At 70.6% G+C, this 17,667-nt stretch carries 21 protein-coding genes; 12 read left to right on the top strand and 9 right to left on the bottom strand.

All coding sequences use genetic code 11. The features are described from left to right. The first annotated feature begins 29 nt into the window (after positions 1-29). Genes modA through ACSRUE_RS42580 form a run of 3 tightly spaced genes read left to right on the top strand, consistent with a single transcriptional unit; the run spans position 30 to position 2,448 of the window. A complete protein-coding gene (modA, locus tag ACSRUE_RS42570; protein WP_441288560.1) occupies positions 30-860 on the top strand; it encodes a molybdate ABC transporter substrate-binding protein in 831 nt (276 codons plus the stop codon). Next, the gene (locus ACSRUE_RS42575; RefSeq protein WP_441288561.1) at positions 857-1,672 is read left to right on the top strand and encodes an ABC transporter permease; all 816 of its coding nucleotides are present in this window, start codon (positions 857-859) and stop codon (positions 1,670-1,672) included. The genes modA and ACSRUE_RS42575 overlap by 4 nt, the downstream gene beginning before the upstream one ends. Continuing rightward, positions 1,669-2,448: an ABC transporter ATP-binding protein gene (locus tag ACSRUE_RS42580; RefSeq protein ID WP_437761196.1), complete on the top strand. Its 780-nt coding sequence runs from the start codon at positions 1,669-1,671 to the stop codon at positions 2,446-2,448. The genes ACSRUE_RS42575 and ACSRUE_RS42580 overlap by 4 nt, the downstream gene beginning before the upstream one ends. A 230-nt stretch (positions 2,449-2,678) precedes the next feature. Here the strand turns inward: ACSRUE_RS42580 and ACSRUE_RS42585 are convergent, their stop codons facing one another. Together ACSRUE_RS42585 and ACSRUE_RS42590 are read right to left on the bottom strand one after the other, a co-directional pair. After that, positions 2,679-3,038 carry an ArsR/SmtB family transcription factor gene (locus ACSRUE_RS42585; RefSeq protein ID WP_441288562.1) on the bottom strand — a complete coding sequence of 120 codons (360 nt, stop codon included), beginning with the start codon at positions 3,036-3,038 and terminating at the stop codon, positions 2,679-2,681. After that, entirely contained in the window at positions 3,022-3,540 is a 519-nt protein-coding gene (locus ACSRUE_RS42590; RefSeq protein WP_441288563.1) for an SRPBCC family protein, read from the bottom strand. The genes ACSRUE_RS42585 and ACSRUE_RS42590 overlap by 17 nt, the downstream gene beginning before the upstream one ends. Before the next feature lie 108 nt (positions 3,541-3,648). On the opposite strand from ACSRUE_RS42590, the gene ACSRUE_RS42595 reads away from it, so the two are divergent. From ACSRUE_RS42595 to ACSRUE_RS42605, 3 genes are read left to right on the top strand one after another with little or no spacing between them, the layout of a single operon-like run. Further along, the gene (locus ACSRUE_RS42595) at positions 3,649-3,978 is read left to right on the top strand and encodes an ArsR/SmtB family transcription factor (protein WP_441288564.1); all 330 of its coding nucleotides are present in this window, start codon (positions 3,649-3,651) and stop codon (positions 3,976-3,978) included. A 10-nt stretch (positions 3,979-3,988) separates the two neighbouring features. Beyond that, complete coding sequence (locus tag ACSRUE_RS42600; protein ID WP_441288565.1) at positions 3,989-4,492, top strand: SRPBCC family protein; 504 nt, start codon at positions 3,989-3,991, stop codon at positions 4,490-4,492. Positions 4,493-4,499: 7 nt separating this feature from the next. After that, positions 4,500-5,168, top strand: a complete 669-nt coding sequence (locus tag ACSRUE_RS42605; RefSeq protein ID WP_441288566.1) for a glutathione S-transferase family protein — start codon at positions 4,500-4,502, stop codon at positions 5,166-5,168. A gap of 7 nt (positions 5,169-5,175) precedes the next feature. Here the strand turns inward: ACSRUE_RS42605 and ACSRUE_RS42610 are convergent, their stop codons facing one another. Beyond that, on the bottom strand, positions 5,176-6,156 hold the full coding sequence (locus ACSRUE_RS42610; RefSeq protein ID WP_441288567.1) for a ketopantoate reductase family protein: 981 nt from the start codon (positions 6,154-6,156) through the stop codon (positions 5,176-5,178). On the opposite strand from ACSRUE_RS42610, the gene ACSRUE_RS42615 reads away from it, so the two are divergent. Together ACSRUE_RS42615 and ACSRUE_RS42620 are read left to right on the top strand one after the other, a co-directional pair. After that, entirely contained in the window at positions 6,139-7,047 is a 909-nt protein-coding gene (locus ACSRUE_RS42615) for a LysR family transcriptional regulator (protein WP_441288568.1), read from the top strand. The genes ACSRUE_RS42610 and ACSRUE_RS42615 overlap by 18 nt on opposite strands. Continuing rightward, positions 7,044-7,658 (top strand): DNA-3-methyladenine glycosylase I, encoded by a 615-nt coding sequence (locus tag ACSRUE_RS42620; protein ID WP_441288569.1) that lies wholly within the window; start codon positions 7,044-7,046, stop codon positions 7,656-7,658. The genes ACSRUE_RS42615 and ACSRUE_RS42620 overlap by 4 nt, the downstream gene beginning before the upstream one ends. Before the next feature lie 58 nt (positions 7,659-7,716). Here ACSRUE_RS42620 and ACSRUE_RS42625 read toward each other — a convergent pair whose 3' ends face one another. Next, entirely contained in the window at positions 7,717-9,123 is a 1,407-nt protein-coding gene (locus ACSRUE_RS42625; protein ID WP_441288570.1) for an MFS transporter, read from the bottom strand. Next, positions 9,120-9,659 (bottom strand): hypothetical protein, encoded by a 540-nt coding sequence (locus tag ACSRUE_RS42630; RefSeq protein ID WP_441288571.1) that lies wholly within the window; start codon positions 9,657-9,659, stop codon positions 9,120-9,122. Before ACSRUE_RS42630 ends, ACSRUE_RS42625 begins: the two co-directional genes overlap by 4 nt. 149 nt (positions 9,660-9,808) lie before the next feature. Here ACSRUE_RS42630 and ACSRUE_RS42635 point away from each other — a divergent pair, with 149 nt between their 5' ends. After that, a complete protein-coding gene (locus ACSRUE_RS42635) occupies positions 9,809-10,768 on the top strand; it encodes a LysR family transcriptional regulator (protein ID WP_441288572.1) in 960 nt (319 codons plus the stop codon). A 34-nt stretch (positions 10,769-10,802) separates the two neighbouring features. Here ACSRUE_RS42635 and ACSRUE_RS42640 read toward each other — a convergent pair whose 3' ends face one another. Beyond that, positions 10,803-11,867: an NAD(P)-dependent alcohol dehydrogenase gene (locus ACSRUE_RS42640; RefSeq protein WP_441293189.1), complete on the bottom strand. Its 1,065-nt coding sequence runs from the start codon at positions 11,865-11,867 to the stop codon at positions 10,803-10,805. Between the two features lie 419 nt (positions 11,868-12,286). Between ACSRUE_RS42640 and ACSRUE_RS42645 the strand changes: the two genes are divergently transcribed. Beyond that, positions 12,287-12,781, top strand: a complete 495-nt coding sequence (locus tag ACSRUE_RS42645; protein WP_441288573.1) for a DUF421 domain-containing protein — start codon at positions 12,287-12,289, stop codon at positions 12,779-12,781. 22 nt (positions 12,782-12,803) lie between these two features. Here the strand turns inward: ACSRUE_RS42645 and ACSRUE_RS42650 are convergent, their stop codons facing one another. Beyond that, the gene (locus ACSRUE_RS42650; RefSeq protein ID WP_437992686.1) at positions 12,804-13,007 is read right to left on the bottom strand and encodes an ATP-binding protein; all 204 of its coding nucleotides are present in this window, start codon (positions 13,005-13,007) and stop codon (positions 12,804-12,806) included. A gap of 801 nt (positions 13,008-13,808) precedes the next feature. On the opposite strand from ACSRUE_RS42650, the gene ACSRUE_RS42655 reads away from it, so the two are divergent. Both ACSRUE_RS42655 and ACSRUE_RS42660 read left to right on the top strand, forming a co-directional pair. Then, positions 13,809-15,044 (top strand): PDDEXK nuclease domain-containing protein, encoded by a 1,236-nt coding sequence (locus ACSRUE_RS42655; protein ID WP_441288574.1) that lies wholly within the window; start codon positions 13,809-13,811, stop codon positions 15,042-15,044. Positions 15,045-15,096: 52 nt separating this feature from the next. Beyond that, positions 15,097-15,606 carry an HNH endonuclease gene (locus tag ACSRUE_RS42660; RefSeq protein ID WP_441288575.1) on the top strand — a complete coding sequence of 170 codons (510 nt, stop codon included), beginning with the start codon at positions 15,097-15,099 and terminating at the stop codon, positions 15,604-15,606. Between the two features lie 148 nt (positions 15,607-15,754). Here ACSRUE_RS42660 and ACSRUE_RS42665 read toward each other — a convergent pair whose 3' ends face one another. Together ACSRUE_RS42665 and ACSRUE_RS42670 are read right to left on the bottom strand one after the other, a co-directional pair. Further along, entirely contained in the window at positions 15,755-16,453 is a 699-nt protein-coding gene (locus ACSRUE_RS42665) for an ABC transporter ATP-binding protein (protein WP_441288576.1), read from the bottom strand. Further along, entirely contained in the window at positions 16,446-17,666 is a 1,221-nt protein-coding gene (locus ACSRUE_RS42670; protein WP_441288577.1) for an ABC transporter permease, read from the bottom strand. Before ACSRUE_RS42670 ends, ACSRUE_RS42665 begins: the two co-directional genes overlap by 8 nt. Position 17,667: the final 1 nt, after the last annotated feature.

Below are 17,667 nucleotides of genomic sequence, written 5' to 3' on the forward strand. Positions count from 1 at the left end.
CGGAACGACGGAACCCAGGAGTCTCCCGGATGACTTGCCCCCGACGACAGCTGGCGCGCGCCCTCCCCCTCCTGATCCTCGCGGCGTGCCTCGCCGCCCTCGGCGGCTGCGAGCGGCCGAAGCCGGCGTCCGTCCAGCGGGAGGACAGGCTCGTCGTCTTCGCCGCCGCCTCCCTCCGGGGCGTGTTCACCGCACTGGGAAAGGACTTCGAGCGCTCTTATCCGGGCGTCGAGGTGACGTTCAACTTCGCCGGCACGCAGGAGCTCCGGACGCAGCTCGAGCACGGCGCCGCGGCCGACGTGTTCGCCTCGGCGGATCAGCGCCACATGGACGAGCTCGTGAAATCCCGGCGCGCCGCGGGCCCCGTCGTCTTCGCGCGCAACGAGCCTGTCCTCGTCGTCGCGAGCGAGAGCGCCGCGACCGTCCGGGGGTTCGCCGACCTCCCCGCCGCGACCCGCGTCGTCCTCGGCACCCCCGAGGTCCCGATCGGCCGCTACACGCTGCAGATCCTCGATCGCGCGTCGGCCTCCCTGGGCGCGGATTTCCGCGCGCGCGTGGAGTCCAAGGTCGTCTCGCGCGAGCCCAACGTGCGGCAGGTGCTCGCCAAGGTGCGCCTCGGGGAAGCGCAGGCGGGCGTGGTCTACCGGACGGACGCGCAGGCGGCGCAGGACGGCGTGGTCGTCGTGGCGATCCCGCCCGAGGTCAACGTCATCGCCGAGTACCCGATCGCCGTCGTGTCCGGCGCCGCGCACCCCGAGCTCGCGCGCGCGTGGATCGACCTCGTGACGTCGGAGGCCGGCCGGACGGCGCTGTGGCGCGCCGGGTTCCTGGTGCCTTCCGAGGGCGGCACGCCTCGGTGAGCGGGCGCCTCCGCGCGGAGCGGGTGGCCCTGGCCACGGTCGGCGCGGTCCTCGTGGCCTTCCTGGCCGTCCCGATCCTGGCCTTGTTCGCGACGGCCACGGCGGGGGACGTCGCGCAGGGGCTCCGCCACCCCCTCGTGTGGCCCGCGCTGCGCCTGAGCCTCCTGACGACCTCCGCGAGCCTCGCCGTCGTGGTCGTCCTGGGGACGCCGCTCGCCTGGACGCTGGCGCGCTCGCGCGGGCGGCTCTCGCGCGCGGTCGAGGCGGTGGTGCAGCTGCCCATCGTCGTCCCGCCCGCGGTCGCGGGTGTCGCGATGCTGCTCGCGTTCGGCCGCCGCGGGCTCCTCGCCGGGTGGCTCTACCCCGCGGGGTGGTCCGTCTCGTTCACGACGACGGCGGTCGTCATCGCCGAGGTGTTCGTCTCGGCGCCGTTCTTCGTGCAGGCGGCGACCAGCGCGTTCCGGAGGGTCGACGCGAGGCTCCTCGTTGTGGCGCGGACCTTCGGCGCGTCGCCGCTCCGGGTGTTCTTCCGCGTGGCGCTGCCGCTCTCGGCCCCTGGGCTCGCCGCGGGGGCCGCGATGAGCTGGGCCCGCTCCCTCGGCGAGTTCGGCGCGACGCTCATGTTCGCCGGCAACCTGGAGGGGCGGACGCAGACGCTGCCGCTCGCCATCTACACGGCGCTCGAGTCGGAGCTGCGCGCCGCGCAGGCGCTGTCGATGGTCCTTGTCGTCGTGGCGTTCACGCTGCTCCTGTTCGTGCGGGCCGTGCTCCGGCGCTCCACCGGGGCCGAGCGCCCCGAGGCGGCGCCGTGACGGCGGCGGAGCGCCTCCGCGCCCGCGTGACCGCGCGCATCGGGCGCCTGCGCATCGAGGCCGATCTCGACACCGGCGGCGGGTCGCTCGTCCTGGTGGGGCCGAACGGCGCCGGGAAGACGACGTTGCTCTCGCTCCTCCTGGGCGTCTTGCCCGTGGAGCGAGGGCGCGTGGAGGTCGGCGAGGCGGTGCTCCTCGACACGGAGGCCGGGATCGACGTGCCCGTCGAGCAGCGCGGGATCGGCTATGTGCCCCAGGACTACGCGCTGTTCCCGCACCTCAGCGTCCGTGAGAACGTCGCGTTCGCGGTGAGGAGCGATCCCTCGCGGCGGGGGCGCGCGGCCGGCGCCGAGGTCGTCGACGCCATGCTCGACGACCTCGGCATCGCCGCGCACGCGCACCGGCGGACGCAGGCGCTCTCCGGCGGCGAGAAGCAGCGCGTGGCGCTCGCGCGCGCGCTCTCGGTGAGCCCGCGGGCGCTGCTCCTCGACGAGCCGCTCGCCGCGCTCGACGTCCACTCGCGCCGCGAGGTCCGGGCGTTCCTCTCGGGCTACCTGCGGACGCTCGCCCTGCCCACCGTCGTCGTCACGCACGACGCGACGGACGCGCGGCTCCTCGGAGATCGCATCGCTGTCCTCGAGGCAGGGCGCGTGACGCAGGCAGGCACCTGGGAGGAGCTCTCCGCCCGACCGGCGTCGCCCTTCGTGGAGGAGTTCGTCGCCGCGGCGCGCAGCGCCGGCGACGCGCCGCCCTCCCGGAGCGCGGATTCAGCCTGAAAATTCAGCAAGGAGCAGCGAAGACCCTCTGTCAACGGCGGTGTCCGGGTCGCTGCTCACGTACGCCGCCTGTTGCAGAAGCTCGAGGCGCCCGAGGCGGTGAAGGTAGCTCAGCGGCCCGAAGCGCCCCGGTGTCGAGGTCGGCTCGGGGGCCACAGCCGGCGTCCGCGTCAAGGTTCTGGGCGGCGCTCGACGGCTTCACCGGACTGCTTGCGCTGCAAGCCGCTCCCCTATCGCGTTTCCCGTTTCCGCGGCGGAGGCGACGGCTCCTCGACCATCCGGCGCAGCCGATCGAGCGCGCGATCCCAGCCTGCGGAGATGCCGTCGAGGAACACGCGGGCTTCCTCGATCCGCCGCGGCTCGAGCGCGTAGAGGACCTCGCGCCCGCGCCGCGCGTGCGTCACGAGGCCCGCGCCCTCGAGCACCCGGAGGTGCTTCACGATCGCTTGTCGCGTCACCTTCGCTCCGTCGGAGAGCGCGGTCGCCGACAGCGCCCCTCCGGCCCCGAGCCGGGTCACCACCGACAGCCGCGTCCCGTCGCCGAGGGCGAAGAAGACGTCAGCGACCGCCGGTTCACACGCTTTCGACATACTTCGCGATGTTCTCGGCCTGCGCGGCCCATCCGCCCTCGTTCATGCGGAACGCGCGCTCGCGTCGATGCGCTGGCACACGGTCGAAGCCGGACTCCACGATGGTGAGCAGGGTGCCTTCAGCGACCCCCTCGAGGCGGAACTCGACGAGCGTCGTCGGCTCGTTGTCCGGATCGGCCTCGGCGTCGATGCCATACGGGATCCAGCGAAAGCTGAAGTACCGCTCCGGCTCGATGCGCTCCACCGTGCAGAACACCGCGCCCTTCTCGGGGAGCTTCACCTTCGAAGGCCGGAGACCACGGCTCTTCTGGTAGTCGATGATGGCGGCCTCGTTGAGCTCCTCGTCGAACGCGCCGGTGAGCGTCTTGCCCGCGACGAACTCGCCCTCGAGCTCGACGCCGAACCAGCGCCCGAACTCCCGGGCGTCGGTGATCGCCCGCCACACGCGCGACACGGGCGCGCGCAGCGTGACCCGCTTCTCGATCCTGTCCGTCGATGCCATGTGCAACCTCCTGGATGCACAATACCGAGCCGCGCGACGAGGTGCAACCAATTGATTGCACCTCGATCTTCGCTTGACTTCCAGGCATCGATCCACAACCTTATGGTTGTGGATTCGCTGAGCACGACCCTGGCCGCCCTGAGCGACGCCACCCGGCGCGCGATCCTCGTGCGGCTCAAGGCGGGGCCTGCGTCGGTGCACGAGCTGGCGCAGCCGTTTCAGATCTCGCAACAGGCCATCTCCAAGCACCTGGCAACCCTGGAACGAGCGGGCCTGATCGAGAAGCGGCGCGACGGGCGGCAGCACGTCTGCCAGCTCAATCCCGCGCCGATGCGGGCGGTGGCGACCTGGGTCGAGCAGTACCGGCAGCACTGGGAGGAGGCGTTCGGCCGCCTGGACGACCTCCTGCACGAGCTGCATCCGCCGAAGAAAGGGTGATCACGTCACGATGCAATTCTCTCAAACCCCTCATGAGCCCACGGTCCTCATCGAGCGCACGTTCGATTTTCCGCGCGACGTGGTGTTCGATGCGTGGACGAACCCCGACCTGCTGGCGCGCTGGTTCGCGCCGCGGGGGTGCACCCTCCGCTTCGCGCGGATCGACGTCCGACCGGGAGGGGGCTTCCACTCGTGCATCCACAACCCGCAGTTCGGCGATTGCTGGACCGTCGGTGTCTACCGCGAGGTCGTGCGGCCGGAGCGGCTCGCGTTCACCATGCGCATCGCCGACGCGAACGGGAATCCCGTCTCCTCCGAGAGCCAGGGGCACGATCGGGACTGGCCCGAGGAGACGCTCGTGTCGATCACCTTCGTCGAGCGGAACGGGCGGACGCTCGTGAGGCTCGAGCAGAACGTGAGCGAGGCGCTCGCTCGCCGGACCGGCGCGCACCCGAGCTGGCTCCAGATGCTGGACGCGCTCGGCGAGGAGCTGGCGAGGGGCGCGAAGCAGTGAGGCCACCATGACAACACCGATCCTCTACGCCCACCCCTTCTCGTCCTACTCCCAGAAGGCCTTCATCGCCTTCCATGAAAAAAACGTCCCTTTCGAGCTGCGCCTGCTGGAGCCTTCCAACCCGCAGGCCGGCGCCGAGCTGGCGGCGCTCTGGCCGCTCGGCAAGTTCCCCGTGCTCCGGGTCGGCGACCTCGCCCTGTGGGAGGCGACCATCGTTGTCGAGTGGCTCGACCAGGCGCATCCGGATCCTGCCCGCCTGATCCCGCGCGATCCGGCCGCCGCGCTCCAGGTGCGGATGTTCGACCGCATCTTCGACAACTACGTCATGAACATGATGCAGGTGATCGTGAACAACCGCATCCGCGAGATGCAGTCCAACCCGCGCGATGAGTACGGGGAGGTCCAGGCCCGCGCCGCCCTGGACAAGGTCTACGCCTGGCTCGACGGCGAGCTCGCCGGCCGCACCTGGGCGACAGGCGACGCCTTCACCCTCGCCGACTGCGCCGCCGCCCCGTCGCTGTTCTACGCCGACTGGGTCCACCCCTTCGACGACCGCCCCAACCTGCGCGCCTACTACCGCCGCCTGCGCGAGCGCCCGTCCGTCGATCGCGCCGTGGAGGGCGGCCGACCCTACCGCCACTATTTCCCGGGCGGCGCGCCGGCCGATCGCGACTAGCTCCGGTCTATGGGCGGATCGCCAGCAGCTCGGCGGCCTCATTCGGCACCGCGGTCGCCATCATGTCGATGAGCATCCGGGGCTCCGCGGCGCCGAGCGCGCCGAGGTTCCGGAGCTCCTGGGTGCGGCTCATGAGCCACAACAAGCCGGTCGTGAGCGTGCGCGGCAGACGGCTGAGCAGCGCCACCACGGTGGGCTCGATGGCGTGGCCCAGGCCGCGCACGATGTGAAACCCCTGGGCGAGCGCGGCGGCGTAGCGGCGCGCCTCACGCCATGTGATGCCGGCGTTCCGGTGCGCCACGACGACGCCGATCGACATGAGGGGGATCACCATGGCGGCGTGCGAGCGCAACCATCCATGCATATCGGCGCTGGTCACGGTCGGGATCCCCGCAGCGCCGAACACCTTCGCCCAGGCCGCATCGCCCACGGTGGTGCCGGGCAGGATGCGCCTCCGCAGCTTGCCGTCGATGAGGTGCGCCAGCACGCCGCCGGGGAAGCCGAACGAGAAGCGCTCGGCGCCCACCGCGTCCCGCAGTCGATCCAGCGGCTCGAAGGTGTTGAACATGAACATGATGTGTCTCGCGGCGCTCTGTCGCAGCGCGGGTAGGACGCTGTCGACCTGAGGCGCCAGCACCGTCACGAGCACGAGATCGTACGAAACGCTCGGGTCAAGCGTGCCGGCGACGGCCACAGGGGCGCGCGCGCCATCGCTCAGGACAATGGCGCGGTCTTCCCGCAGGCGCTCCAGCCGTGCGCCGCGCGCGACGGCCGTGACCTCGTGGCCGGCGTTAACGAGCTGGTAAGCGAATGTACTGCCGATGGCTCCTGTACCGAGCACTGCCATTTTCATGGAGACAGCATAACCTGCGCCGCACCAAGGAGGTTTTGCGCTGGTACAAACCCGTTTTGCATGGACGACGATCCGCCGAGATGGCACGGTCGTCCCATGGACTGGGACGATTGTCGTGTGCTGCTCGAGGTCCACCGCCGCGGGAGCTTCCTCGCGGCCGGACAGCGCCTCGGCATGTCGGCCTCGACGGTCATGCGGCGCGTCTCGACGCTCGAGCGCGCGCTCGGGCGCTCCGTCGTCCACCGGACGAGCCACGGGGTGCGGCTGGAACGCGAGGCCCTCGCGCTCGTGAACATCGCCGCCGGGTTCGAGCAAGCGCTCGGGGCGCACGATCGTGAACGAGCCGGCACCGTGCGTCTCTCCGTGCCGGAAGGGTTCGGCGCCGTGGCGGCCCAGGCGGCGCAGCGATGCTGGGAGCAGGACCAGACGACCATCGTCGAGGTGTCGGTCGAGTCGCGGCTCGTCGATCTGGCGGAGCGCGAGGCCGACATCGGGCTCCGCGGGGGTCGTTCGGCCTCGAACGTGCTCATCGAGAGGCGCGTCGGCGAGGTCAAGCCGGCTTTGTACGCGAGCGCCGCTTACCTGGCAGCGCATCTGCCCGGACGCCGGGTCACGCGAGACGACTACGCAGGCCAGCGCTTCCTCGTCGATGAGCGAGTCAGCCAGGGACTCGGCCCCTTCCACTGGCTCGTGGAGCGCGGCGCGCAGAACTTCCCGCTTCGTTCAAACGCCGTGGAGACGCGGCTCGAGGCAGCGCGAGCAGGCATGGGCATCGTCGTGCACGCGGCCGGCGTCGATGTTCCGGGTCTGGAGCCCGTGGCCCTCGACGCCGCGGGTCCGTCGGTCCCGTTCTACGTCGTGATGCATCGAGAGCTGCGCCAGGTGCCGCGCATGCGCGCGATGGCGAGGGCGCTCGGCGAGCTGTTCGCGGAGTACACGACCAAGGCCACCGCTCGTGGAGAACAGCGGGTCGATGGCCCATCGGCGTGCCGCCGCGTCGCGGCTGCCCGAGGCGACGTGGCATGAGCGCCGCGACGATCGTGGGGCCCGACGGTCGAGCGCGTTGCCGCTGGTCCGGCGCGGCGCCGGAGTTCATCGACTACCACGATCGCGAGTGGGGGTTTCCTGTCAGCGACGACCGCCGGCTGTTCGAGAAGCTGAGCCTCGAGGGCTTCCAGTCCGGGTTGAGCTGGCGCACCGTCCTCGCCAAGCGTGAGAGCTTCCGCGCGGTGTTCCACGGCTTCGACTTCGACGAGATCGCCCGCTTCACCGGGCGAGACGTCGAGCGGCTCCTCGGAGATGCGCGGATCATCCGCCACCGCGGCAAGATCGAGGCGGTCATCCACAACGCGCGATGCGCCGGAGAGCTCGTCGCGCGCGAGGGCTCGCTGGCGGCGTTCGTCTGGCGCTACGAGCCCGAAGCGGCGCGGCTCGCGCGCCCGCAGACCGTATCGACATCACCGGAGTCGGTCGCCCTCTCGAAGGACCTGAAGAAGCTCGGCTGGAAGTTCGTCGGCCCCACGACGGTGTACGCGTTCATGCAGGCGATGGGGCTGGTGAACGATCACGCCGAGGGCTGCGTCATCCGAGGAGACGTCGAGCGCTCGCGCGAGCGATTCAAGCGCCCCCGGCGCTGACAGCGCGCACCCGTCACGGTCGGGACACCGTGGCTCTCAGCTGCCCATCCGCCCACCATCATGGCTTGCGGTGCGAGCCAGCGCGCAGCGCGCTGACGATCCCGGCGCTCAGCGTCAGCACGGCGCCGATGCCGAGGCCGACGCGCGGCGCCGCATCTACGGGCATGAGCGTGAAGAGCAAGGTCATGACGACAGCGCCCGCCGTCTGGCCTGCCAGCCGCGCGGTGCCCTGCATGCCGCCCGCGGCGGCGCTCCGCGCGCGCGGCGCCGCGAGGAGCATGTTGCGGTTGTTCGGCACCTGGAACAGGCCAAAGCCCGCGCCGCACAGCGCCACGAACGGCACCAGCGAAAGCGCGCTGCCGCGCGCCGGCGACAGCGCGAGCGCAGCGAGCCCCAGCGCGAGACACCCCGCGCCCGTCGCGCACAGCCAGGCCGTCGAGATGCGGTTGGCGAGGCGGCCCGCGACGGGCGCCAGGAAAGCCACGCTCAGCGGCCAGGGCGTGATCAGCAGCCCGGTGCTCAGAGCGTCCTGGCCAAAGCTGTGCCGCAGATAGAAGGGCAGCGCGACAAGCGCCGAGGCCTGTCCCGCGAAGCACGCGACCGAGGCGATCACGGAGATGCGAAACGAACGGCTGCGCAGCAGGTCGAGCGGCACCAGGGGCGCCTCCTTCGGCAGCTCGCGGCGGAGCAACAGCGTCGCGCTCAGGACGGCCGCGGCGAGCAAGCCGGCCCCGAGCGCCGGCGCGGCCGGCAGCAGCTCCGCGCCTGCGATCAGCGCGCCGAAGGCCGCCGCGTTCAGCGCCATGCTGGTCGCGTCCAGCGCGCGCGCCGTGCCGGGGACCTCGGGGAGGCCGCGCGAGGCGAGCAGCACCGCCACGCCGAGCGGAAGATTGACGGCGAACAGCCAGGGCCAGCTCGCGCTCGAGAGCAGCGCGGCGCCGACCGTGGGCGCCGCGGCCGAGGACAGCGCCACGGCGAGCGCGTTCCAGCCGATGGCGGCTGCCAGCTGCGCCTGCGGAACCACGAAGCGCAGCAGCGCCACGCCGAGCGCCATCACGGCGGCGCCCCCGAGCCCCTGCAAAAAGCGCGCAGCGACCAGCCAGTGGAGCGACGGCGCCAGCGCACACAGCACCGACGCGCCCGTGAACAGCCCGACGCCTGCCGTGAACACGGCGCGCTGGCCCAGGCTCTCGCCCAGCGCGGCGCACGGCAACAGAGCCATCACCAGCGCGAGCTGGTAGGCGCTGACGACGCGCACCGACGCGGCGGGCGTCACCTGGAACGCGTGCGCCAGCGCAGGCAGCGCCACGTTGGCGATGCCCGCGGACAGCACCACCAGCACCATGGCCGCGAGCACGCACGCGATCGCCTCCGCGCGCGCCGGGCTCTGCACGCCGGAAGCCGCCTGATCGGGCGCCTCGCCCGGCAGGGGCGCGCCCGCGATCGAGGTGCGCAGCGCCATCATGTGCCCACCGTCCAGACGCCGTTGCGCTCGACATAGCGGGTCACGCGCCGCGCGACCTGATCTTCCTGCCGGAGATCGCGCTCGGTGAAGCGGAACAGCAGCGCCGGGCCGGCGACGCAGCGCGTGTCGTGGATGTCTCCCGGCAGGAACAGCTGCGCCTGTCCGGCGCGCAACAGCGTCTCGTCGCGCTTGACCAGCTGGACGCCGGCTCCGGCCTCGACGCGAGCGTAGGTCGACATCGCGATCTCTCCGCGCTGCAGGGCGTAGATCACCCAGCTGCGGCCGTGGTCGTGCGGCGGGCGATAGAGCCCGGCCTGCTCGGTGTGGGCCTGCAGCACGAAGCCGTGCTCCGCATCCCGGTAGAGCTCCCGGGACGCGGGCGCCTCCTCGTGCAGCGCCGCGAGCCAGGGCTCGGCTGCGTGCGCCTTCGCCAGCTGTTCCAGGTGACTGCGACAGCTGGCGACAAGGTCGCTGCTGAGCGGTCCCCAGCTGGCGCGGGTGCGATGGACGAACAGGTCAAGGGCGTTCTCGGTCATGCGTGGCCTCCGGCTCGGCTCGAATCGAGGTGATCCGACCTTCGACATCGAAACTAGAGCGCCGGCGCGGATTGCGGAACGCGCAACGATCGCAAACACTATGTGCGTCTGACGCCATGGTTCGCCCCGACCTCTGGTAGCCTGGTGGCATGTCGCTGCCCGACCTGAACCTGCTCGTGACGCTCGACGTGCTGCTCACGGAAGGCAGCGTCACCGGCGCGGCCCGACGCCTGCGCCTGAGCCCCTCGGCGATGAGCCGGGCGCTCGCGCGCCTGCGGGAGACCCTGGGCGACCCCCTGCTGGTGCGCGCTGGGCGCGGCCTGGTGCCGACCCCGCGCGCGCTCGAGCTGCGCGAGCGCGTGAGCCACCTGGTGCAGGGCGCCGAGGCCGTCCTGCGGCCGGCCGAGAAGCTCGACCTGAAGCGCCTGGTGCGCACCTTCACGCTGCGCACGAGCGAGGGCTTCGTCGAGAGCTTCGGTCCGGCCCTGATCGAGCGCACCGGCGCCGAGGCGCCAGGCGTCCGGCTGCGCTTCGTGGCCAAGCCCGACAAGGACAGCGGGCCGCTGCGCGCTGGCGCCGTCGACCTCGAGACGGGCGTCGTCGACGAAGACACCAGCCCCGAGCTGCGGACCCAGGCGCTGTTCCGCGACCGCTTCATCGGCGTCGTGCGCAGCGACCACCCCCTCGGCCGCGCGAAGATCACGCCCGCGCGCTACGCCGCCGGACGCCACGTCGTGTTCTCGCGGCGCGGCGTGGCCAAGGGGCGCATCGACGAGAGCCTGGCCGCGCTCGGTCTGGCGCGCGAGGTGGTGACCATCGTCGGCGGGTTCGCCACGGCGATCGCGCTGGCGCGCGCGACCGACCTGATCGCCACCGTTCCGGATCACCACACCAGGAGCCTGCGCGACGGCCTGTTCAGCTTCGCGCTGCCCTTCGCCGCGCCGGAGATCACCGTCTCGTTGCTGTGGCACCCGAGGCTGGACGCGGACCCCGCGCACCGCTGGTTGCGCGACAGCGTGCGGGAGGTCGTGGCAGGCGGGGAAGAGACGGCGGCGCGGAGCGGGCGTGCCGGGCAGCGCCGCGAGCCACGGAAGAGGCGAAGGGGCTAGTGTCGCCCCTCAGCTTCGACGATGACCCAGGGCTTTACCCCTGTGGCCCGGCGGCCAGGCTGGCGGTGTCGATGACGAAGCGATACTTGACGTCGCTTTTGAGCATCCGCTCGTACGCCTGTTCGATCCGCTGGATCGGAATCACCTCGATGTCGGCGACGATCCCCTTCTCCGCGCAGAAATCGAGCATCTCCTGCGTCTCGGCGATGCCGCCGATCGTCGACCCGGCGATCGTCCTGCGCTTGAGCACGAGGTTGAAGACGGCGGGCGACGGGTGGGCGTCCTTCGGCACGCCCACGAGCACCAGGGCGCCGTCCCGCCTGAGCAGCCTCGTGAAGGCGTCGAGGTCATGGCTCACCGCGACCGTGTCCAGGATCATGTCGAAGCTCTCGGCGTGAGCGTCCATCTCGCTCGCGTTGCGCGACACGACGACCTCGTCCGCGCCGAGGGCCTTGGCGTCTTGCCGCTTCGACTCCGACGTCGTGAACGCGACGGTGTGCGCGCCCATCGCGTGGGCGAGCTTGACGCCCATGTGGCCGAGCCCGCCGATGCCCACCACGCCGATCTTCTTGCCGGGCCCGGCGTTCCAGTGCCGGAGCGGCGAATAGGTGGTGATGCCGGCGCAGAGCAGCGGGGCCACGGCCGCCAGCTGCTCCTCGCGATGGCTGATCTTCACCACGTACTTGTCGTCGACGACGATCCGCTGGGAGTAGCCGCCCAGCGTGTGCCCGGGGGCGTCCGGGGTCGGAGAGTTGTAGGTGAGCGTCATGCCCCGCTCGCAGTACTGCTCGAGGTGCTCGGCGCAGGACGCGCAGCGCCCGCAGCTGTCGACGATGCAACCGACGCCGACCAGCTCGCCCTTCTTGAAGCGAGATACCTGGGCTCCCACAGCGGATACCCGCCCCACGATCTCGTGCCCAGGAACGCACGGATAGAGCGTGCCGGCCCATTCACCTCGGACGGTGTGCAAGTCCGAGTGGCAGACACCGCAGTAGATGATGTCGATCTGCACATCGTGGTCGCCTGGGGCGCGACGAAAGATGTTGAGCGCTTCCAGCGGCTTGTCGGCGGCATGGGCACCAAAGGCTTTCACGGTCATCTTGAACTCCTGGAAGAGCTTGAGCTCCGGGAAGGGGGAGGATCGGCCCTGCTCGCTCGCCGGCTGCCGGGCCATGTGCAGCACTATCATGCGCTCGGCGCCGACGGTGAACCAGAGCGCCGAACGGGCAAAAATCAGAACAATTACGATAATTTCGCAGGCAGTGCACCGCGCGACCCCCTCCTCGCCCGCGCAGCACACGGTCTGGAGCGGTCCCTTTCTTGCGAGGGCCCCTCCAGCGCGAACGGAGCAGTACTCCCGTGCCCCCGAAGGAGACGGCCATGCCCAGCAATACCGAGACGAGACACCTGCACCGCTGCGTCGAGATCGCGGCGCCGGCGCGCTGGGCGGCTGCGAACCTCGCGCCCGACTTCCATTCTGCGCGCTGACGCGCGTGGCCGTACTGGCAGGGGACGCTCATGGAAGGGAACTTTGGTTTTTCCAAGCCCCTCTGGGAGATCGCCCTGCGCACGACGCTCGTCTATCTCGCCCTCGTCATCCTGATCCGCGTCATCCCCAAGCGACGCACCGGACATCTCTCACCGAACGACATGCTCGCCCTCATTCTCATCGGTGGTATGGCCGCCGACGGCATCATGGGCGGATCGAGCTCGCCCGCGGACGCCTTGCTCATGATCGCGCTCATCGTCATGTGGGGCTACGTGCTCGATATCCTGGAGTTCCGCGTCCCCTTCTTCCGGCGTTGCCTGCGCGACACGCAGACGACCCTCGTCCGAGACGGCCGCCTCCAGCGGGACAACATGCGCCGCGAAATGGTCACCGAGGAGGAGCTGCAGGCGGCCCTTCGCAGGCAAGGGATCACGGACATCACCACGGTGCGCTCTGCCTGCCTCGAGGCGGACGGGGAGATCAGCGTGGTCAAGAAGCAGGGTGCGCAGGGCGGCGAGCCGTGAGTCGGGCCGACCGACGGCCCCTTCAGCGAGAACACGTGTGCGTTGTGGACCAGCCAATCGCAGTTCGCGTCGGCGCTGGTGGGTTTGCGAGCATCTCGTGCCAACGTTTCATCGGGACCCGGATGGTCACCACGGTCGAGCGCTCGTCGTACCTGTCTTCCAGCACCTCGAGCAGATCGCGCCGCTTCGCGTCCTTCATCGGCGCGATCAGCAGATCGTCGAGCATCTCCTTTCGAAGTTCGGGGCGCGTGGCATCGGGTCGAATGGCCGCTTTGCCACAGACACGCCGACACCGTCGCCATCACGCGCGGCTAAGGTCGAGCCGATGGTGCGGGGGCTGTTCCCGCGGGTCGAGCAGGAGGCTATCCAGCTGCTACGAGCGTCGTGAGCCGCTGAGGATGCTGCCCGGCGTCGGTGATCGAAACGGGCCCCGGTATCCATGCATGTCGGCCCGTCGGCCCGGCACGCCTTCTACGTCATCGTCCCCCCACCGCCGTCACGTTCACGGGGAACCAGCACACGCACGCGCTATCGTGACATCACGACACGCTGGGCGCGGGGCGCCGACATCGAACTCCCGGAAGATCGGAGGGGCGGGCAGGTTCGCCACGCGGCGCACAGCGGATGGATGCCTCGGTCTGCTGGAGGACCTGCCCCCTTCCCGTCGGGCATCCCACGCGCTCGAGGGGATCGCCCCTCGTCCGAGCTGGGCATGGCACCGGGTCGGAGGGGGGCCGCATCGGGTCGGAGGGGGCCTCGGCCCGGCCCGATTCTGTGACGGCCGCGAGAGACGCCCCGTAATTCTGAGCATGAGCCCTTCTCGTCCTCCGGCCGACCCGGTCCAGCACGGCGCCTGGACATCCATGCACACAACCGCCGTTCATGTCCTCCCTGGGATGCTCCGGTTCCTCGGGGTCGCCAAGGTCTCGCGCGCGAGTGAGGAAGACTTTCTCCTCAAGCGCCGCATCGAGAACCTGCTCGCACGGGCGACGCCGTCCTCACACGACGCGTCCGACGGGGAAGAATCATGAGTCCGCGCAAGGCGGCTGGGCGACCGCCGCACCCGACCAAGAAGCCCAAGGCGGGCGGCTCGAAGAAAGGCGCAGCGCCGCTCCGACAATCGCCGGGCGCCGCCGTCGAGAAGGCGGCCCCCGTGTCCGGCGCCCAGCTCGAGGCCGACGTGGCGGTGCTCGTGCGCGACCTCGGCGCGATGATCGACGCCGCGCGCAAGCAGGTGGCGGTCACGGCGAACGCCGCGCTCACGGGGCTCTACTGGCAAATCGGTCAACGCGTCCACACGGAGGTGCTCGAAGGGCGCCGCGCGGCGTACGGGGCCCAGATTGTCTCTGCAGCGGGGAGACAATTGGAGGCGCGCTACGGGCGCGGCTTCGGCGAGAAGAGCCTGCGGCACATGATTCGGTTCGCGCGCGCGTTCCCCAGCGCGGAGATTGTCTCCGCACTGCGGAGACAGTTGTCGTGGAGCCACCTCAAGCAGCTCATCTACATGGAGGACGAGCTGAAGCGCACCTTCTACGCCGAGATGTGCCGGATGGAAGGGTGGTCGACGCGTGTCCTCGCCGAGCGCATCGACGGCATGCTCTTCGAGCGCACAGCGCTCTCCAAGAAGCCGGAGGCGCTGATCCGCAAGGGACTGGCCGCGCTACGCGAGAGAGGCGAGCCCTCACCTGCGCTCGTGTTCCGCGACCCGTACATGCTCGACTTCCTCGAGCTTGCGGACACGTACAGCGAGAAGGACCTCGAGTCGGCGATCCTCCGCGAGATCGAGCGCTTCCTCCTCGAGCTGGGGGCGGGCTTCGCCTTCGTCGAGCGGCAGAAGCGCATCACGCTCGACGGCGACGACTACTATCTCGACCTTCTGTTCTTCCACCGGCGCATGCAGCGGCTCGTCGCCATCGAGCTGAAGATCGGCGACTTCAAGCCCGCCGACTCCGGCCAGATGGAGCTTTACCTGCGCTGGCTCGACCGCCACGAGCGCCAGCCCTTCGAGCGGGCTCCGCTCGGCATCATCCTGTGCGCAGGCAAGAAGCGCGAGACGGTCGAGTACCTGGACCTCGACGCGCGGGGCATCCACGTTGCCGAGTACCTGACCGAGCTGCCTCCTCGTGAGGTGCTCGAGGAACGGCTGCACCGCGCCATCGAAGCGGCGCGGAACCGGCTCGTCTTCGGCGCCGGCATCGATGCCGTGATCGACGTGGCCCCGACGCGCACCGCGACGGTCAAGCGCAAGGGACGGAAGAAGTGACGACAGCTCTGTCGCCCATCATCGTCGCGTCGCCGGGCGGACCGTGCCCGACGTGCCCGCGCTGCATCGGCTCCTGCGGCGCGCATTCCAGCTCTCGAAGGCACTTCCGAACGAGCTCCTTCACGCGTTCGCGAAGCAGGTCGCCGCGCTGCCAAAGACCACGGAGGCCGAGCGCCTCGTGGTCCAGCGTGTTGGCCAGAACCTGTTCCGAGAAGGGCTCCTGGACCTGTGGGAGGGGCGCTGCGCCGTGACGGGGCTTGCCGTGCCCGCGCTCCTGCGCGCGAGGCACATCAAGCCGTGGGCTGACGGCGAGACGGATGCCGAGCGGCTCGATGTCTACAACGGCATCCTGCTCGCGCCGCACCTCGATGCCGCGTTCGACCGCGGCTTCATCACCGTGGCGGACGACGGGGCGATCGTCGTGAGCGACGCGCTCGACGCCGAAGCGTGCACGACGCTGGGGCTCGACCGGCCGCTTCGCGTGCGCGGGCTGGCGGATGGCCATCGCACGTATCTGCCGTGGCACCGTGACCGGGTGATCAACAGGAAGGGAGCGGGGTGACGCTGGCGAGCTCTTCAATTCGCCCTCGTGTGGCCGGCGGCGAGTTGGTGAAAGGTCAGCAGCTCCCTCCCGCCCCCTCTCGTCCGCTCGCTCGAGGAGCGGCTTGCGAGGCGCCGGCCTGCGTCCCGGTGCGGCGCCTGCATGCCCCTCACGCGCGGTCGCTGGCGATGCGCCCGTCGACGATCTCGATCACGCGTTCGCACTGCTCGGCGATGCGCGGATCGTGGGTGACGACGAGGAACGTCGTGCCGAGCTCGCGGTTGAACCGGCGCATCAGCGCGAAGACCTCCGCCGACGACTCGGTGTCGAGGTTCCCTGTCGGCTCGTCGGCGAGGACGAGCGGCGGCCGGCGCGACAGCGCGCGCGCGATGGCCACGCGTTGCTGCTGGCCGCCCGAGAGGGCGGTCGCCCTGAAGTTCATCCGATCGGCGAGCCCCACCGCTCCGAGCAGCTCGGCCGCGCGCGCCTTCATGGTCGACGAAGGGAATCCCTCGTCGCCCCAGGCGGGCAGCATGACGTTCTCGAGCGCGGTGAACATCGGCAAGAGGTGATGGAACTGGAACACGAAGCCGAGCGTCCGCGCGCGAAGCCTTGTGAGGCTCGCCTCGTCGAGCCCCGTCGTGTCCTTGCCGTCGACCACCACGCGCCCGCGCGTCGGCCGGTCGAGCAGGCCGATGATGTTGAGCAGGGTGCTCTTGCCGGAGCCGGACGGGCCGATCAGCGCGGCGAACTCGCCCTTCTCGAGCCGGAGATCGACGCCGTCGAGCGCGCGCGAGACGACGGCCTGGCCGTATTCCTTCACCACGCCTTCGACGACGAGCAGCGGATCAGCCATTGCGTCAGCCATTGCGAATCGCCGACGCCGGATCGAGCATCGAGGCACGCCGCGCGGGGAGCACGGCGGCGAGGAGCCCCACGCCGACCGCGAGGGCGGTCGCGAGCACGAAGAGCTCGAGATCGAGCTGCACGGGGAACTTCGGGGCGCCGTCGGGCCCGCGCACGAGGCCCTCGAAGAGCTTCGACAGGAGCGCCCCGAGCGCCGACCCGACGAACGACCCGAGGAGCCCGAGCACCGCGCCCTGGATCAGGAAGATGCGCAGGACGCGGCCTCGCGACGTGCCGACCGCGCGGAGGACGCCTATCTCGCGCGACTTCTGGACCACCGACACGATGAGCACGCTCGCGATTCCCAGCGCGACCGCGAGGACGACGAAGAACTGGATCATGCTCTTCGAGCTGCTCTGCGCCGAGAGGCCGGTGAGCAGCTCGGCGTTGATCTTCATCCAGCTGTCCGCCTTCAGCCCCGTCCTCCCGCGCAGCTCGCCCGCGACGGCCTCGGCGGCGAACACGTCGGCGACCTTGAGCTCGATCGAGGTCGCGCCGCCGGGGAGCGCATAGAGCGTCTGCGCCCTGCGGAGCGACGTGATCACCCACGTCTTGTCGACCACCTCGTTGCCGAGCGAGAAGACGCCCGTGATCGCGACGACATCGTCGATCCCCTCGGTCGTCGTGATCCGGATCTTGTCGCCGACGCCGACGCCGAGCTCGTCCGCGAGCACGGCGCCGATGACCACGTCGCCCCCGGCGACGTCGAACCGGCCCGCGCGCATGCGCCTCCGGACGTCGATGATCGCGAGGAAGCGCTCGGGATCGACGCCGCGCACGACGACGGCGTTCTTCGCCTCGGCGCGGACGGCGAAGCCGGCGCCCACGATCGCCGGCGACGCGGCGATGACGCCGGCGGTGCGCTCCGCGTCGGCCATGACGAGCGGCCACTGGTCGATGGAGCGAAGGCGCTGCGGCGCGGGCTGCACGGAGCGCGCGACGGCGCGATCGTCCGAGGGGTCGACGAGCGGACGCGCCGCTTCGCGCTGCACCTGCAGCGTGATGTGCGGCTGCGAGCCGAGCGTCTTGTCGATGAGCGACACCTGGAGGCCGTTGATGAGCGCGGAGAGGAAGACGATGACGCTCACGCCCACCGACACCGCCGCGAGGATCAGCGCGGTCTGCCCCTTCGCGTCGCGCAGGTAACGGAGCGCCACGAACCACTCGAACGGCATC

Source organism: Sorangium sp. KYC3313 (assembly GCF_052075895.1).
GTDB classification, from domain to species: domain Bacteria; phylum Myxococcota_A; class Polyangia; order Polyangiales; family Polyangiaceae; genus Sorangium; species Sorangium cellulosum_B.

Coding starts and splice junctions, on each gene's coding strand:
- ACSRUE_RS42645 (WP_441288573.1), top strand. CDS start 12,287: ATGGAAGGGAACTTTGGTTTTTCCAAGCCCCTCTGGGAGATCGCCCTG.
- ACSRUE_RS42625 (WP_441288570.1), bottom strand. CDS start 9,123: ATGATGGCGCTGCGCACCTCGATCGCGGGCGCGCCCCTGCCGGGCGAG.
- ACSRUE_RS42600 (WP_441288565.1), top strand. CDS start 3,989: ATGCAATTCTCTCAAACCCCTCATGAGCCCACGGTCCTCATCGAGCGC.
- ACSRUE_RS42585 (WP_441288562.1), bottom strand. CDS start 3,038: ATGTCGAAAGCGTGTGAACCGGCGGTCGCTGACGTCTTCTTCGCCCTC.
- ACSRUE_RS42635 (WP_441288572.1), top strand. CDS start 9,809: ATGTCGCTGCCCGACCTGAACCTGCTCGTGACGCTCGACGTGCTGCTC.
- ACSRUE_RS42630 (WP_441288571.1), bottom strand. CDS start 9,659: ATGACCGAGAACGCCCTTGACCTGTTCGTCCATCGCACCCGCGCCAGC.
- ACSRUE_RS42650 (WP_437992686.1), bottom strand. CDS start 13,007: ATGCTCGACGATCTGCTGATCGCGCCGATGAAGGACGCGAAGCGGCGC.
- ACSRUE_RS42670 (WP_441288577.1), bottom strand. CDS start 17,666: ATGCCGTTCGAGTGGTTCGTGGCGCTCCGTTACCTGCGCGACGCGAAG.
- ACSRUE_RS42620 (WP_441288569.1), top strand. CDS start 7,044: ATGAGCGCCGCGACGATCGTGGGGCCCGACGGTCGAGCGCGTTGCCGC.
- ACSRUE_RS42665 (WP_441288576.1), bottom strand. CDS start 16,453: ATGGCTGACGCAATGGCTGATCCGCTGCTCGTCGTCGAAGGCGTGGTG.
- ACSRUE_RS42605 (WP_441288566.1), top strand. CDS start 4,500: ATGACAACACCGATCCTCTACGCCCACCCCTTCTCGTCCTACTCCCAG.
- ACSRUE_RS42655 (WP_441288574.1), top strand. CDS start 13,809: ATGAGTCCGCGCAAGGCGGCTGGGCGACCGCCGCACCCGACCAAGAAG.
- modA (WP_441288560.1), top strand. CDS start 30: ATGACTTGCCCCCGACGACAGCTGGCGCGCGCCCTCCCCCTCCTGATC.
- ACSRUE_RS42640 (WP_441293189.1), bottom strand. CDS start 11,867: ATGACCGTGAAAGCCTTTGGTGCCCATGCCGCCGACAAGCCGCTGGAA.
- ACSRUE_RS42590 (WP_441288563.1), bottom strand. CDS start 3,540: ATGGCATCGACGGACAGGATCGAGAAGCGGGTCACGCTGCGCGCGCCC.